We start from the raw sequence: 15,347 nt of genomic DNA on the forward strand, positions 1-15,347 counted from the left end.
AACCGGTGTCGACGCCGTTCTATGTATCTCCTCAGCAGGCGATGGCCGACCGGGCGGAGTACGCCCGCAAGGGCATCGCCCGTGGCCGCAGCCTGGTCGTGCTGCAGTACGCCGACGGCATCGTGTTCGTCGGTGAGAATCCGTCCCGCGCGCTGCACAAGTTCAGCGAGATCTACGACCGGATCGGCTTCGCGGCCGCCGGCAAGTACAACGAGTACGAGAACCTGCGGATCGGTGGGGTGCGCTACGCCGACCTGCGTGGTTACACCTACGACCGTGACGACGTGACGGCGCGCGGTCTGGCCAACGTGTACGCCCAGACGCTGGGCACGATCTTCTCCAGCCAGGCCGAGAAGCCGTACGAGGTGGAGCTGGTCGTCGCCGAGGTGGGCGACAGTCCGGAGAACGACCAGATCTACCGGTTGCCGCACGACGGTTCGATCGTGGACGAGCACGGCTCGGTGGCGGTCGGGGGCAACGCGGAGCAGATCAGCGGGTATCTGGACCAGCGGCACCGGGACGGCATGACGCTGGCCGAGGCGCTGAAGCTGGCGGTGCAGGCGCTGTCCCGGGACACGAACGGGAGTGAGCGGGAGATTCCGGCGGAGCGTCTGGAGGTCGCGGTGCTGGACCGGACGCGTCCGCAGCAGCGCAAGTTCAAGCGCATCGTGGGGAGCCAGCTGTCGCGGCTGCTGGATTCCGGTGCGGCTGCGGGCGAGGTGTCGGCGGAGAGCGAGACGGAGACCGAGACCGGCTCCGGGTCGGACGAGGAGTAGCGGCTCGGGTCACCGCGGCGGGGCTGTAGACCCCCGTACCACAAGGCTCACCGGCAGGTCCCCCTTCTCGGGGGGCCTGCCTTCCATTACGGCCAGCAGTGCGCGCATGCCCCGTTCGCCGAAGGCTTCCGCGTCCAGGCGGACGGTGGTGAGTTCGGGGTCGATGGCGGTGGCGAGGCCGAGGTCGTCGAGGCCGGTGACCGAGAGGTCGTCGGGGACGCGGAGTCCGGCGCGCCGGACGGCCTTGTACGCGCCGGCCGCCAGTTTGTCGTCGTCGCAGACCAGTGCCGTGGGCCGGGGCCCGGGTGCGGCGAGGGCGGCCTCCGTGGCGTTCAGGGCGCCCTCGATGGAGATGGGGGCGCGGATGGTGCGGAGGTCGGTGCCGGGGACGTCGGCGAGGCGTGTGGCGAGTTCGCGGGCGCGTACCTCGAAGGTCCAGGACGGGATGTCGGCCGCGAGGTGGAGGAAGCTGCGGTGGCCCAGGGACAGCAGGTGTTCGGTGACCTGGCGGATGCCGTCGGCGATGTCGAGGTTGACCGTCGCGGCGCCCAGGCTGCCCTCGGGGTCGCTGTCCAGCATGACCAGGGGGAGCTGGTCGCCCCGGATGGCGGAGAGGGCGTCGGCGGCCATGGAGGAGGCGATGACGCCGTCGAGTGCGGCCTGTGCGGAGGCGAAGGGGTCCCGGGCGGGGCCCACGCCTTCGGGTGAGGGGTAGAGGACCACGCCGAAGCCGTGCTCGGCGGCGACCCGGGCGGCGCCCGTGTACACCTCGGCGAAGAACTCCGTGGTGAGGGCGGGGACGACCAGCAGGACGGTGCGGGTGCGGCCGAGGCGGAGATTGCGTGCCGCGAGGTTGGGGCGGTAGCCCAGTTCCGATGCGGCCTCGCGGACCCGCTGGGCCGTCGGTTCGGAGACGCGGCCGCGCCACTTGTCGCCCAGGACCAGCGAGACGGCTGCCTGGGAGACGCCGGCGGCCTGGGCGACGTCCCGGCTCGTGGGGCGGGTGCTGCCTCGTGCCACCGTTCGCCTGCGCTTTCGTCTGGACTGCTGAACAGGCGACATGGTACGTATGGCGGCAGAAGTTATACGTAACACTTGGGTGAGTGAGGACAGGGAGGTGCGTCGTGGTCGCCGGATATCTGGACATTCTCCGGGCGCGGCATGCCGTACGGCTGCTCGCCGGCACGCTGGTCGGGCGGTTGCCCAACGCGACCGCGGCGATCGCGATCGTGCTGTTCGTGCGGGCCGAGGGCGGCTCGTACAGCCTGGCGGGCGCGCTGGCGGCCGTCTACGGCGTCGCCAACGCCGTCGGGCAGCCGGTGCTGGGGCGGCTGGTGGACCTGCACGGGCAGCCGCGGGTGCAGTTGCCGGCCGCGGTGCTGTCGGCGCTGGCCATGGCCGTGTTCGCCTTCTCGGGCACCGGGACGGCCGTGCTCGCGTATGTGGCCGTGGGGGCGGCGGGCTTGTTCACGCCGCCGCTGGAGGGCGGGCTGCGGGCGTTGTGGCCGAGCGTGCTGGGCAAGGAGGACCAGGTGCACACGGCGTACGCGATGGACGCCGTGGCGCAGGAGGTCATGTTCACCGTCGGGCCGCTGCTGGTGACGGTGTGCGTGTCGCTGTGGTCGCCGCAGGCGGCCCTGCTCGTGCTGAACGGCGTCGGTGTGCTGGGTGCGCTGTCCGTGGTCGTGTCGCCGCCCTCGCGGGCGTGGCGGTCGGCGCCCCGGGAGGCGCACTGGCTGGGGGCGTTGCGTTCGGGTGGGCTGCTGGCGTTGCTGGGGGCCTTCCTGTTCATCGGGATGGCGCTCGGGTCGATCACGGTCGCTTCGGTGCCGTACGCCGACGAGCACGGTGGTGACGCCGTGTACGGGTGGCTGATGGCCGCTCTGGGGCTGGGCGCGCTGGTCGGGGGAGTGGTGTACGGGGCGCGGCGGTGGGCCGGTGAGCCGGCGCGGCGGCTGCGGATGCTGGTGGCGCTGCTGGCGGTCTGTTATCTGCCGTTGATGCTGATGCCGGGCGCGGTGGCCATGGTGCTGCTGACGGTCGTGGCGGGGGTGTTCCTGGCGCCGTGCATCGCGTGTGCGTTCGTCCTCGTCGATGTGCACGCGCCGCAGGGCACGGTGACGGAGGCGTTCTCGTGGTTGGTGACGACGTTCACGGTGGGTGCCTCGGTGGGTACGGGCCTCGCGGGGCCCGTCGTGGAGCACGGCGGGGCGCTGTGGGGCTTCGCGGTGCCGGGGGCGGCGGGGTGCGTCTCGCTGCTCGTGCTGGCGTGCACCGGGCGGGTCCTCGCAGCTCCCGCGCGGGGTGCGGTCGTTGCGGCTTCATCGGAAAATGATCCAAACCGTGCCGTCGAACCCCGTTTCAGTTCGGGTCATCAGGCGTAATGTTCAGTCATGGACCGCCGCATTTTCGGGCTGGAGAACGAGTACGGCGTCACGTGCACGTTCAGGGGACAGCGCCGCCTGTCGCCTGACGAGGTGGCGCGGTACCTCTTCCGCCGTGTCGTGTCATGGGGCCGCAGCAGCAACGTCTTTCTGCGCAACGGCGCCCGCCTGTATCTCGACGTGGGATCACATCCGGAGTACGCGACACCCGAGTGTGACAACGTGACCGAACTCGTCACCCACGACAAGGCGGGCGAGCGCATTCTCGAAGGACTCCTGGTGGACGCCGAACGACGCCTGCACGAGGAGGGAATCGCGGGCGACGTCTACCTCTTCAAGAACAACACCGACTCCGCGGGCAACTCCTACGGCTGTCACGAGAATTACCTCGTGGCCCGGCACGGGGAGTTCTCGCGGCTCGCGGACATCCTTATTCCGTTCCTGGTGACGAGGCAGCTGCTCTGCGGTGCGGGCAAGGTGCTGCAGACGCCGCGCGGTGCGGTGTACTGCGTCAGCCAGCGGGCGGAGCACATCTGGGAGGGCGTCTCCTCGGCGACGACCCGGTCCCGGCCGATCATCAACACGCGGGACGAGCCGCACGCCGACGCGGAGCGCTACCGGCGTCTGCACGTCATCGTGGGCGACTCGAACATGTCCGAGACGACCATGCTGCTCAAGGTCGGCGCGACCGACCTGGTGCTGCGCATGATCGAGGCGGGCACGGTGATGCGGGACCTGACCCTGGAGAACCCGATCCGGGCGATCCGCGAGGTCAGCCACGACATCACCGGGCGGCGCAAGGTGCGCCTGGCCAGCGGCCGGGAGGCGTCCGCGCTGGAGGTGCAGCGGGAGTACTACGAGAAGGCGGTCGACTTCGTCGACCGGCGCGGTATTCGCACCGGCACCGTGGAGCGTGTGCTGGAGCTGTGGGGCCGCACGCTGGAGGCGATCGAGGCCGAGGACCTCGACCGCATCGACACCGAGATCGACTGGGTCATGAAGTACAAGCTGCTGGAGCGGTACCGGGCCAAGCACAACATGACCATGTCGCATCCGCGGGTCGCGCAGATAGACCTCGCCTACCACGACATCCACCGTCGTCGTGGTCTGTACTACCTGCTCGAGAAGAAGGGCCAGGCCGCCCGGGTCGCCAACGACTTGAAGATCTTCGAGGGCAAGTCCGTTCCGCCGCAGACCACTCGGGCCCGGTTGCGCGGCGACTTCATCCGGCGGGCCCAGGAGCAGCGCCGGGACTTCACGGTCGACTGGGTCCATCTCAAGCTCAACGACCAGGCGCAGCGCACCGTGTTGTGCAAGGACCCGTTCCGTTCGGTGGACGACCGGGTGGAGAAGCTGATCGCCGGCATGTGACCCGGACGCGGTGAGGCCGGACGGGTGAGACACGCGTCTCCGCACGAAAGGGCGGAACGCCACACGGGCACCGTACGTTAGCCGTACGGTGCCCTTCTCACGCCGTAGAGTTGCGCGCACGCCAGCCATCAGGACCGACCCGATACCGATACGAGGCCCCCACCGTGCGCCGACGCTCACTCCTCATCGCCGTCCCCGCGGGACTGGTCACGCTCGCCGCCTGCGGTGACGACGACTCCGGCTCATCGAGCAACGCGAGCGACAGCGCGTCGCCGGAGGCGTCGGCCACCTCGGCGCCACCGCCGCCGAAGATCGTCGACGGTCCGCTGCCGGCGATCACCGCGGGGACGAAGTTCGACGAGAAGCCGACCGTCGCCAAGGGCAGTGGTGAGCCGTCCAAGGACCTCGCGGTCAAGACGGTCATCGCGGGCGGCGGCAAGGCCGTCGCGGAGAACGACTTCGTCTCGGCGAACTACCTCGGCCAGGTCTGGCGGAGCGCGAAGGTCTTCGACAACTCCTACGACCGCAAGACCCCTCTCGTCATCCAGCTCGCCCAGGGCAGCATCATCGACGGCTGGCGGTACGCGCTCACCGGCAAGAAGACCGGCAGCCGCGTCCAGTTCTCCGTGCCGCCCACCTGGGGGTACGGGGAGCAGGGCAATGAGCAGGCGGGCATCAAGGGTGACGACACGCTGGTGTTCGTGGTCGACATCCAGGACACCTTCAACGCCAGGAGCAGCGCCAGGGGCAAGAAGGTCCCGCAGGACGACGCCGCGCTGCCGAAGGTCGGTACCGACACGGACGGCAAGGCGCCCTCCATCGAGGTGCCGGACGCCGACGCGCCGAAGAAGCTCGCCGCGGAGTACGTCCTGGAGGGCGACGGTGCCGAGGTGGGCGCCCAGGACAGTGTGCTCGTGCAGTACAAGGGCGTGCTGTGGGAGAAGGGCAAGACGTTCTCGTCGACGGACAAGGGGTTCGACTCGACGTACGACCGGCAGCAGCTGACGTCGTTCTCGCTGCAGCAGGTCGTCAAGGGCTGGGCGCAGGGTCTGACGGGCAGGAAGGTCGGCAGCCGCGTCCTCATCGTCATTCCGCCGGACCTGGGTTACGGCGACAGCCCGCCGGAGGGCAGCGGTATCGAGAAGGACTCCACGCTGGTGTTCTCCGTGGACATCCTCGCGAAGATGTGACCCGTCGGAGATGTAAGACTTGGGCCGTTGCCTTTCCGCAGACAAGCAGGAGCTGAACACGTGAGCATCGACAAGCCCGAGGTCGACTTCCCGGGCGGCGAGCCCCCGGCGGACCTCGAGATCAAGGACATCTGGGAGGGCGACGGCCCGGTTGCCGAGGCCGGTCAGACCGTGACCGTCCACTACGTGGGCGTGGCCTTCAGCACGGGCGAGGAGTTCGACGCCAGCTGGAACCGCGGTGCGCCGTTCCGCTTCCCGCTCGGTGGCGGCCGCGTCATCGCGGGCTGGGACCAGGGCGTGCAGGGCATGAAGGTCGGCGGCCGCCGCCAGCTGACCATCCCCGCGCACCTCGCCTACGGCAACCAGAGCCCGACCCCGGCGATCAAGCCCGGCGAGACGCTGATCTTCGTGGTCGATCTGCTCGGAGTCTGATCGAAGTCCGAGCGGACGACGATCAGAGCCGGTCACCTGGGGTCCATGCCTGTCCGGGCATGGGCCCTCGGCTTTTGCCGCGCCACCGCGGGGCGGTACGGTCATCCGTCGTAAGCACCACAGGGAGAAGGGCGTCGATGGCCATTGCCAAGGCCGAGCGGCTGATGAACCTGGCGCTGTGTCTGCTCGGGACACGGCGGCCACTCAGCAAGCGCGAGCTGCGCGAGTCCCTCGAGGCCTACCTCGAGGCGGGCTCCGACGACTCCTTCAACCGCATGTTCGAGCGCGACAAGGACGATCTGCGCGAACTCGGACTGGTCATCGAGACCGTGGAGAGTCTCGACGGCGAGATCGGCTACCTGGCCCGCCGGGACAGCAACCGGCTGCCGCCCATCACCCTGGACGCCGAGGAGGCCGCCGCTCTGGGGCTGGCCGCGAAGGTGTGGCAGCAGGCCCGGCTCGCCGGTGCCGCGAGCGGCGCGCTGCAGAAGCTGCGGGCGGCCGGGCTGCCCGAGGACGTCGATCCGTACGAGGCGCACGGTGCGCTGGAGCCGCGCATCCCGGTGCACGAGGCCGCCTTCGAGCCGCTGATGCTGGCCTGCCGCGACCGCCGGCCGGTCGTCTTCGACTACCGCAAGGCGAATGCCGCGCAGCCCGAGCCCCGGCACGTGGAGCCGTGGGCGCTGGAGTGCTGGCGTGGTCACTGGTACCTGGCGGGTTTCGACCGCGACCGGGGCGCGGAGCGGGTGTTCCGGCTGTCGCGGATCACGGGGAAGGTGCGGTCGCGCGGCGCGCGCTTCACCGCTCCCGTGCCGGACGTCGTCACCGTCCGGGAGACGGTCGCGAGCTGGGCGGGGGAGACCGCCGACCGGTCCGCGCTGATCCGGCTGCGCAAGGGCGCGGGGTACCCGCTTCGGGCGAAGGCCACCGGAGTGCGGGAACTGGGTGACGGCTGGGACGAGTTGGAGATTCCGTACGGGCACGGCCTGGACGCCTGGCTGGTGGAGTTCGGGCCGGACGTGGTGGTGCTGGAGCCGGCGGAGTTGCGTGCGGACGTGGTGGACCGGCTGCGTGCCGTGGCCAAGGGCTGAGGGGGAGCGGACAACACTGTGGCAGGCAAACCGGTCAGGCCCGTGAACGCCATCGACCAGACCCGACGGTTGCTGTCCCTGGTGACGTATCTGCGCGAGCGCCCCGGGGCCCGGGTGGAGGACGTCGCGCGGGCCTTCGGCATCACCGAGGACGAGCTGGTCTCCGACCTCGACGTGCTCCCGATGTGCGGGACCAGCTTCCGCGGCGGCGACCTCCTCGACATCGACACCGACGGTGAGCGCATCTGGTGGCACAACCCCGCCGCTCTCGGCGCGGACGCCGCCGAGCCGCTGCGGCTGGCCGCCGACGAGGCCACCGCGCTGCTGGTCGCCGCCCGGGCGGTCGCGACCCTTCCGGGCCTGCGCGAGAGCGACCGGCAGGCGCTGCTGCGGGCGACGGCGAAGGTGGAGACCTCGGCCGGCGAGGCCGCCGGTGCCAGCTCGCGCCTGTCCGTCACCTTCGAGTCCGAGGGCGGCGTCTTCGCCGACGTCGACCGGGCCATCTCCGAGCGCCGCCGGCTGTGGATCCGCTACTACTCGCCGGCCCGTGACGAGGTCACCGAGCGCGAGATCGACCCCGTCCGGCTGGTCAGCGTCGGGCACACGTACGTGGAGGCCTGGTGCCGCCGCTCCGAGGCCCGGCGCACCTTCCGACTGGACCGGGTGGCCGAGATCCGCATCCTGGACGAGCCGTCCGCACCGCCGGAGGTGGAGCTGCGGGACCTGTCGGAGGGACTGGTGCAGCCCGCGGCCGAGGACCCCGAGGTGGTCGTGGAGGTCGGCCCCGGCGGGCGCTGGGTCGCCGAGTACTACCCGCACGACAGCGCGGACGAACTCCCCGACGGCGGCCTGCGTATCACTCTGCGCACCCCCGACCCGGCCTCCCTGCGGCGGCTGGCGCTGCGGCTCGGGCGCGACGGGCGGATCGTCTCCCCGCCCGCGCTCGCCGACAGCGCCCGGCAGGCCGCCCGCGAGGCGCTGGCCGCGTACGACGGGGTCGAGGCGGCCGGGACGCCCGGCGGGACCGAGACGGTCGCGGTGGCCGGTGAGCGCCGGCGGACCGGGACGGTCGAGGGGCGGCACGACAGGCAGGAGCGAGGACTGTGAGCGACCCCCTGGGGCCGACCGGGACGTCCGGGCCGACCGGGCAGGGCATGACGGCGGCGGCCGCGTTCGCCGGCATGAGACGCGTGTCACCGGTCGTGTTCAAGGCGGGCTGCCCGGACTGCCGGGGCCGTTTCGAGCTCGCCGCGAGCGCCCTGCGCCTGGCCATCGGCGCCACGAGCCGTACCACGTTCTACTCGTTCACCTGCCCCGAGTGCGGGTCGGCCGTGCGCAAGCCGGCGGGGGAGCGGGTCGTGGAGCTGCTCACCGGCGGCGGGGTCAGGACGCTGCGGCTGCACTCCACCGTCTAGTCTCGACGTCATGTTCTGGCCGATGTTCGCGGTTGCCGTGGGTTTCCTGGGTCTTGCCGTCCTCGCGGTGTTCGCCGTGAAGGTGTTCGTGGAGGCGCAGCGCCTCGGCCGGCAGGTGACGGACTCCGCCCGCCGGATCAGCCGGGCCGCGGAGGACCTGGAGCGCGCGACCGAGAGCGCCGCCCGTGCCGTGGACGCGTTGTGAACGGCTGAAGTCCCTCGCGAGACGGCGTCGATGACCCTACGGGCGGGTGTGAGTTATGTTTTGGGACACTTCGCCCTGTCACCACACGGGTTCCGGACGGTACGCTGCTGGTCGCGGCCAGGAAAACGAGGCCCGGTCGCGGACGGGAGTACGTACGGGGATTGCCTCACGTTCACCCCTGAGCGTTACGATCGCTGCACAAGCCGATCGATCGGACACGTGTCCGGCCGGTCGGACAGCACCCCCACCCAGCCGCCTCGGTGAGAAGGTAAAGACTTATGTTCGGAAGGCTCGGCGCCCCCGAGATCATTCTCATCCTCGTCGTCATCATCCTGCTGTTCGGCGCGAAGAAGCTTCCGGACATGGCGCGGTCGCTCGGCAAGTCGGCGCGCATCCTCAAGAGCGAGGCCAAGGCCATGAAGAGCGAGGGCAAGTCCGACGAGGCCGCCCCCGCCGACCCGCCGAACCCGGAGCAGTCCGCGGCGCAGCGCACCATCCAGGCCGCCCCCGGCGACGTGACCAGCTCCCGGCCGGTCACCGAGCCGACGGACACGACCAAGCGCTGACGCAGGGCCGGTGACCTCCCGGCCCGCCGCACGAGATGGGAACGTGGGTTGCTGAAGTCTGCCCGCAACAAGGAGAAGGATCCCGAGGGGCGGATGCCGCTCGCGGAGCACCTTCGTGAGCTCCGCAACCGGCTCGCGAAGGCGCTGCTGGCCATTGTCGTCGTCACCGTGGTCGCCGCCTTCTTCTACCGAGAGATCATCAACGTCCTCACCGATCCGATCCTCGAGTCGATCGGTTGCGAGAAGTCGTTCGCGGATCTGGCCCAGTCGGAGACCGGCTCCGAGCCGTGCGCGCAGATCACCATCAACGGTCTGCTCGGTCCCTTCACCCTGGCTCTGAAGGTGTCCCTGACTGCGGGCGTCGTGCTGGCGTCCCCGGTCTGGCTCTACCAGCTGTGGGCGTTCGTCGCCCCGGGACTGCACCGGAACGAGAAGAAGTACGCCTACGCGTTCGTCGCCAGCGGCGCCCCGCTGTTCCTGGTCGGCGCCTACTTCGCCTACGCGGTGCTGCCCACCTCCGCGAAGGTGCTGATCGACTTCACCCCGAGCGACGTCGACAACCTGCTGCCGCTGGACGAGCTCCTCGACCTCGTCACACGCATGGTGGTCGTCTTCGGTCTCTCCTTCGAGCTGCCCCTGCTGCTGGTGATGCTCAACTTCACCGGAGTGCTCTCCGGCAAGCGGATGCTCGGCTGGTGGCGCGCGATGATCATGGGGATCACGCTGTTCGCGGCCATCGCCACGCCCAGCACGGACCCCCTGACCATGCTCATGCTGGCCGGACCGATCTGGATCCTGTACTTCGCCGCGGTCACCGTCTCCCTGCTGAACGACCGCCGCAAGGCCCGCAGCGAGGCCCTGGAGCCCGACGACGACGAGGCGTCCGAGCTGGACCTCACGCCCGAGGACATCGGCGAGATCGAACCCGTGACCACCGCCCGCGCCCTGCCCGAGCAGGCCACGAAGGACCGGGTCAACGGGTACGACGACGTGACCTGAGGACCGCCGGGGCGGTGACGGCAGGCGTCGCCGCCCCCACGGAACCCCCACACGGCCGATCCGGATAATGATCGTCCTGTTGTCAGTGCGGCCCGGTACGCTCGAAAGCACGATGACAGAGGATCTCTCACCGGCCGAGCGGTACGCGGCAGCCCGTCAGCGCGCTGTCGAGCAGGCCACCGCGCTCGCCTCCTTCCGCGAGATGTACGACTTCGGCCTCGACCCCTTCCAGATCGAGGCCTGTCAGGCGCTCGAGGCGGGCAAGGGCGTGCTCGTGGCCGCGCCCACCGGCTCCGGCAAGACGATCGTCGGCGAGTTCGCCGTCCACCTCGCCCTCCAGCAGGGCAGGAAGTGCTTCTACACGACGCCCATCAAGGCGCTGTCGAACCAGAAGTACGCCGACCTGTGCCGCCGCTACGGCACGGACAAGGTGGGCCTGCTCACCGGCGACAACAGCGTGAACTCCGACGCCCCGGTGGTCGTGATGACCACCGAGGTGCTGCGGAACATGCTGTACGCGGGCTCGCAGACCCTCCTCGGCCTCGCTTACGTGGTCATGGACGAGGTGCACTACCTCTCCGACCGCTTCCGCGGCGCCGTGTGGGAGGAGGTGATCATCCACCTCCCCGAGTCCGTGACCCTGGTCTCACTGTCGGCGACCGTGTCGAACGCGGAGGAGTTCGGCGACTGGCTCGACACCGTGCGCGGCGACACCCAGGTGATCGTCTCCGAGCACCGGCCCGTGCCGCTGTTCCAGCACGTGCTGGCCGGGCGCCGGATGTACGACCTGTTCGAGGAGGCCGAGGGCCACAAGAAGGCCGTCAACCCCGACCTGACGCGCATGGCACGCCTGGAGGCGAGCCGCCCGTCCTACCAGGACCGCAGGCGCGGGCGCGCCATGAAGGAGGCCGACCGGGAGCGGGAGCGCAGACAGCGCTCGCGCGTGTGGACGCCGAGCCGGCCCGAGGTCATCGAGCGGCTGGACTCCGAGGGGCTGCTGCCCGCGATCACCTTCATCTTCAGCCGGGCCGGCTGCGAGGCCGCCGTCCAGCAGTGCCTGTACGCGGGTCTCAGGCTCAACGACGAGGGTGCCCGTGAGCGGGTCAGGGCCCTCGTCGAGGAGCGCACCGCCTCCATCCCCCGCGAGGACCTGCACGTCCTGGGCTACTACGAGTGGCTGGAGGGACTGGAGCGCGGCATCGCCGCCCACCACGCGGGCATGCTGCCCACCTTCAAGGAGGTCGTCGAGGAGCTGTTCGTCCGCGGCCTGGTGAAGGCCGTCTTCGCGACCGAGACCCTCGCCCTCGGCATCAACATGCCCGCCCGCTCGGTCGTGCTGGAGAAGCTCGTCAAGTGGAACGGCGAGCAGCACGCCGACATCACTCCCGGCGAGTTCACCCAGCTGACCGGCCGGGCCGGCCGGCGCGGCATCGATGTCGAGGGTCACGCCGTGGTGCTGTGGCAGCGCGGCATGAACCCCGAACACCTCGCGGGACTGGCCGGCACCCGCACGTATCCGCTGCGCTCCAGCTTCAGGCCGTCGTACAACATGGCGGTCAACCTGGTCGAGCAGTTCGGCCGGCACCGCTCGCGCGAGCTGCTGGAGACGTCGTTCGCGCAGTTCCAGGCGGACAAGTCGGTCGTCGGCATCTCCCGGCAGGTGCAGCGCAACGAGGAGGGCCTGGAGGGCTACAAGGCCTCCATGACCTGCCACCTCGGCGACTTCGAGGAGTACGCCGGGCTGCGCCGCGAGCTGAAGGACCGGGAGCAGGAGCTGGCCCGGCAGGGCGCCAACCAGCGGCGTGCCGAGGCCGCCGTGGCGCTGGAGAAGCTGAAGCCGGGCGACGTCATCCACGTGCCCACGGGCAAGTACGCGGGCCTCGCCCTGGTCCTCGACCCGGGTCTGCCCGCCGGGCGGTCCAACGGCCACCGCGGTTTCGACCACCACGACGGGCCGCGCCCGCTGGTGCTGACCGCCGAGCGGCAGGTCAAGCGGCTGGCGTCGATCGACTTCCCGGTGCCCGTCGAGGCGCTGGACCGGATGCGGATCCCCAAGTCCTTCAACCCGCGCTCGCCGCAGTCCCGCCGCGACCTGGCCTCCGCGCTGCGCACCAAGGCCGGGCACATCCCGCCGGAGCGGGCCCGCAAGAAGCGCTCCCAGGCGGCCGACGACCGGGAGATCGCCCGCCTGCGCAAGGCGATCCGCGCGCACCCCTGCCACGGCTGCGACGACCGCGAGGACCACGCCCGCTGGGCCGAGCGCTACCACCGGCTGCTGCGTGACACCTCGCAGCTGGAGCGCCGGATCGAGGGCCGGACGAACACCATCGCCCGCACCTTCGACCGGATCGTGGCGCTGCTGACGGAGCTGGACTACCTGCGCGGCGACGAGGTCACCGAGCACGGCAAGCGCCTGGCGCGGCTCTACGGCGAGCTGGACCTGCTCGCCAGCGAGTGCCTGCGCGAGGGCGTGTGGGAGGGGCTGTCCCCGGCCGAGCTGGCCGCCTGCGTCTCGGCGCTGGTCTTCGAGTCCCGGGCCGCCGACGACGCGATGGCGCCGAAGGTGCCCTCGGGCAAGGCCAAGGCCGCGCTCGGTGAGACGGTCCGCATCTGGGGCCGCCTCGACGCGCTGGAGGAGGACTTCCGGATCAGCCAGACCGAGGGGGTCGGCCAGCGCGAGCCCGACCTCGGCTTCGCCTGGGCGGCGTACATGTGGGCCTCCGGCAAGGGCCTCGACGAGGTGCTGCGCGAGGTGGAGATGCCGGCCGGTGACTTCGTGCGCTGGTGCAAGCAGGTCATCGACGTCCTCGGCCAGATCGCGGCCGCCGCGCCCGGCGCGGGCTCCACCGTCCCGAAGAACGCGCGCAAGGCGGTCGACGAACTGCTGCGCGGGGTGGTCGCCTACTCGTCCGTGGGCTGACCCCGGCCCCACCTCACAGGCCCGGCGGGAAACCCCGCCGGGCCCGCGCGCGTTCCGGGCCGCTTTCCCTCATCACGGTGAGTGATTTCCGTACGCCCTGAAGGCATTACTCCATGCGTTCGAATGACTCCCCGGCGTGCAAATGGGCCCGACCATACTCCAGTCCCCATGCCCGTTTCAGGTGCTTGCCGAATATGACACGGCGATGATCCGGTCGGACTAAGCTCGCCCGCAGCGCACCGAGTTGGGGTGTAATCGCGCGTTTGTTCCCAATGCGCCGAAGATCCCGACAACTCCCAGACATACCCCGCCGCAAGCTCCCCCATCCCAGCCGATTCGTTTTCAGAGGGCCTACATGGTGAGTGTTGATTCCCCTCCAGGTCGCCGTGAACTTCCCTACGCGCGAACGCTGTTGCTGCCGGCCATACTGATGGCCGCGGCCACCGGGGCCGCCGTCGCCCTCGTGACGGAACCGGCCCGGCTCGCCGTCGGCCTGTGCGGTGCCGTCGCCACCCTCCTGGTGCTCACCGCGGCCGCCGAAGCGGTCCGCCGCGGCCGCGCGCTGCGGGCCCTGCGTGCCGAGCACGCCCGTCACAACGCGTATCTGGAACACCGGGCCGCGAGCCACCACGAGGAGATGGTCCGCCTCGGCGCCGAAGTCATCCCGAACGTCCTGCACTTCATGCGCGGGGGCACCACGCCCCGAGAGGTGATGAACCGCCTCGGCGAGGTGGATCCCTCCTACACCGAACTCGGTGAACCCCAGCGCAAGCTGATCCGCATGGTCTGCGAGATCGTCGACCACGAGGACTCCATGCGCGAGTCCGCCGAGCGCTCCTTCGTCGACATCGCCCGCCGCGTCCAGGCGATCGTCCACCAGCAGAACAAGGAACTCCGCGAGATGGAGGAGGATCACGGGCGCAACCCCGAGGTCTTCGACGACCTCCTGCGCATCGACCACGGCACCTCGCTGATCGGCCGCCTCGCCGACTCCATCTCCGTGATCGGCGGCGGCCGTCCCGGACGCCAGTGGCCCCAGCCGGTCGCCCTCTACAGCGTGCTGCGCGGCGCCATGTCCCGGATCCTGGAGTACCGCCGGATCAACCTGGCCTCCATCGCCAAGGTCAACATCAAGGGCACCGCGGTCGAACCGGTCATCCACGCCGCGGCCGAACTCCTCGACAACGCCACCCGCTACTCGCCGCCCGCGGCCAAGGTGCACGTCACCGCGACCGAGGTGCAGAGCGGTGTGTGCATCGAGATCGAGGACGCCGGCGTCAGCCTCAGCGAGGAGTCCCGCGCCCGCATCGAGGGCCTGCTCGAACAGGCCAAGCGCGGCACCGACGTGCAGGACCTCGCCCAGCACCCGCGCCTCGGCCTGTCCGTGGTCGGCCGGCTGTGCACGCAGTTCGGCATGGACGTCTCGCTGCGCGCCTCCGCCTACGGCGGCGTCCGCGCCATCCTCATCGTGCCCAGCAAGATGATGACCACCGAGCCCGGCGTCGGCCTCGCCCACGGCATCGGCGCCACCTCGATCCCCACCCCGGGCCCGGACGCCCTGCCCGGACCGGAGCGCAAGCCCAAGAAGCGCCGCCCCACCAGCCCCCGGATCCCCGCCACGGTCTCCCTCGAGGACGACGTTCCCGAGGTGACCGAGTGGACGGCGGGCGGCCTCCCGCAGCGCCGCAGCCGGGTCAAGATGCCACTCAGCCAGCGCCTCGCCGAGCAGGCGGCGTGGGAGCGGGAGGACGCCGAACGCGAGGCCCGCCAGGCCGCCGAACGCGCCCGCAACGGCATCCCGGCGCCCGCGGAGCCGGAGCCCGCGCAGGAGAAGGACCAGGGCGGCCTCCCGCCGGGCCACTTCATCGGCGCCTTCTGGGAGGGGCTCAAGCAGCACCCGGGCAGCACCCAGGCCCACCAGCAGTCCAGCAGCAACGAGCCGGCCCACGCCCCGGCAGACGACGAGGGGAACCTCAAGTGATCGAGCAGCAAGGCAAG

14 protein-coding genes are annotated in these 15,347 nt (G+C 70.6%); 13 read left to right on the forward strand and 1 reads right to left on the reverse strand.

Annotation, left to right across the window (positions count from 1 at the left end):
* The first annotated feature begins 5 nt into the window (after positions 1–5).
* Positions 6–776, forward strand: a complete 771-nt coding sequence (prcA, locus tag ABS735_RS09980) for a proteasome subunit alpha (protein WP_373906445.1) — start codon at positions 6–8, stop codon at positions 774–776.
* 9 nt (positions 777–785) lie between these two features.
* On the opposite strand, the gene ABS735_RS09985 is transcribed toward prcA, so the two are convergent.
* Positions 786–1,796 carry a LacI family DNA-binding transcriptional regulator gene (locus tag ABS735_RS09985; RefSeq protein WP_373906444.1) on the reverse strand — a complete coding sequence of 337 codons (1,011 nt, stop codon included), beginning with the start codon at positions 1,794–1,796 and terminating at the stop codon, positions 786–788.
* A 104-nt stretch (positions 1,797–1,900) separates the two neighbouring features.
* On the opposite strand from ABS735_RS09985, the gene ABS735_RS09990 reads away from it, so the two are divergent.
* From ABS735_RS09990 to ABS735_RS10045, 12 genes are all read left to right on the forward strand, one after another.
* On the forward strand, positions 1,901–3,160 hold the full coding sequence (locus ABS735_RS09990; RefSeq protein WP_373906443.1) for an MFS transporter: 1,260 nt from the start codon (positions 1,901–1,903) through the stop codon (positions 3,158–3,160).
* A gap of 9 nt (positions 3,161–3,169) precedes the next feature.
* Complete coding sequence (gene pafA, locus ABS735_RS09995) at positions 3,170–4,531, forward strand: Pup--protein ligase (RefSeq protein ID WP_061445640.1); 1,362 nt, start codon at positions 3,170–3,172, stop codon at positions 4,529–4,531.
* A 164-nt stretch (positions 4,532–4,695) separates the two neighbouring features.
* Positions 4,696–5,721: an FKBP-type peptidyl-prolyl cis-trans isomerase gene (locus ABS735_RS10000; RefSeq protein WP_373906442.1), complete on the forward strand. Its 1,026-nt coding sequence runs from the start codon at positions 4,696–4,698 to the stop codon at positions 5,719–5,721.
* A 60-nt stretch (positions 5,722–5,781) separates the two neighbouring features.
* Positions 5,782–6,153, forward strand: coding sequence for an FKBP-type peptidyl-prolyl cis-trans isomerase (locus tag ABS735_RS10005; protein ID WP_373906441.1), 372 nt, complete (start codon positions 5,782–5,784; stop codon positions 6,151–6,153).
* 137 nt (positions 6,154–6,290) lie between these two features.
* Positions 6,291–7,244, forward strand: coding sequence for a helix-turn-helix transcriptional regulator (locus ABS735_RS10010; protein ID WP_373906440.1), 954 nt, complete (start codon positions 6,291–6,293; stop codon positions 7,242–7,244).
* 18 nt (positions 7,245–7,262) lie between these two features.
* Complete coding sequence (locus ABS735_RS10015) at positions 7,263–8,351, forward strand: helix-turn-helix transcriptional regulator (protein ID WP_373906439.1); 1,089 nt, start codon at positions 7,263–7,265, stop codon at positions 8,349–8,351.
* Positions 8,348–8,659, forward strand: coding sequence for a hypothetical protein (locus ABS735_RS10020; RefSeq protein ID WP_373906438.1), 312 nt, complete (start codon positions 8,348–8,350; stop codon positions 8,657–8,659). The genes ABS735_RS10015 and ABS735_RS10020 overlap by 4 nt, the downstream gene beginning before the upstream one ends.
* 10 nt (positions 8,660–8,669) lie before the next feature.
* Positions 8,670–8,864 carry a membrane protein gene (locus tag ABS735_RS10025; RefSeq protein WP_003977192.1) on the forward strand — a complete coding sequence of 65 codons (195 nt, stop codon included), beginning with the start codon at positions 8,670–8,672 and terminating at the stop codon, positions 8,862–8,864.
* 278 nt (positions 8,865–9,142) lie between these two features.
* Positions 9,143–9,430, forward strand: coding sequence for a Sec-independent protein translocase subunit TatA (tatA, locus tag ABS735_RS10030; RefSeq protein WP_102930518.1), 288 nt, complete (start codon positions 9,143–9,145; stop codon positions 9,428–9,430).
* Between the two features lie 48 nt (positions 9,431–9,478).
* The gene (tatC, locus tag ABS735_RS10035; protein WP_373906437.1) at positions 9,479–10,429 is read left to right on the forward strand and encodes a twin-arginine translocase subunit TatC; all 951 of its coding nucleotides are present in this window, start codon (positions 9,479–9,481) and stop codon (positions 10,427–10,429) included.
* A gap of 67 nt (positions 10,430–10,496) precedes the next feature.
* On the forward strand, positions 10,497–13,349 hold the full coding sequence (locus tag ABS735_RS10040) for a DEAD/DEAH box helicase (protein WP_373906436.1): 2,853 nt from the start codon (positions 10,497–10,499) through the stop codon (positions 13,347–13,349).
* Between the two features lie 355 nt (positions 13,350–13,704).
* Complete coding sequence (locus tag ABS735_RS10045; RefSeq protein WP_373906435.1) at positions 13,705–15,330, forward strand: sensor histidine kinase; 1,626 nt, start codon at positions 13,705–13,707, stop codon at positions 15,328–15,330.
* The last annotated feature ends 17 nt before the right edge of the window (positions 15,331–15,347 follow it).

Origin of the sequence: Streptomyces sp. MMCC 100 (genome assembly GCF_041538145.2) — a bacterium.
GTDB lineage: Bacteria > Actinomycetota > Actinomycetes > Streptomycetales > Streptomycetaceae > Streptomyces.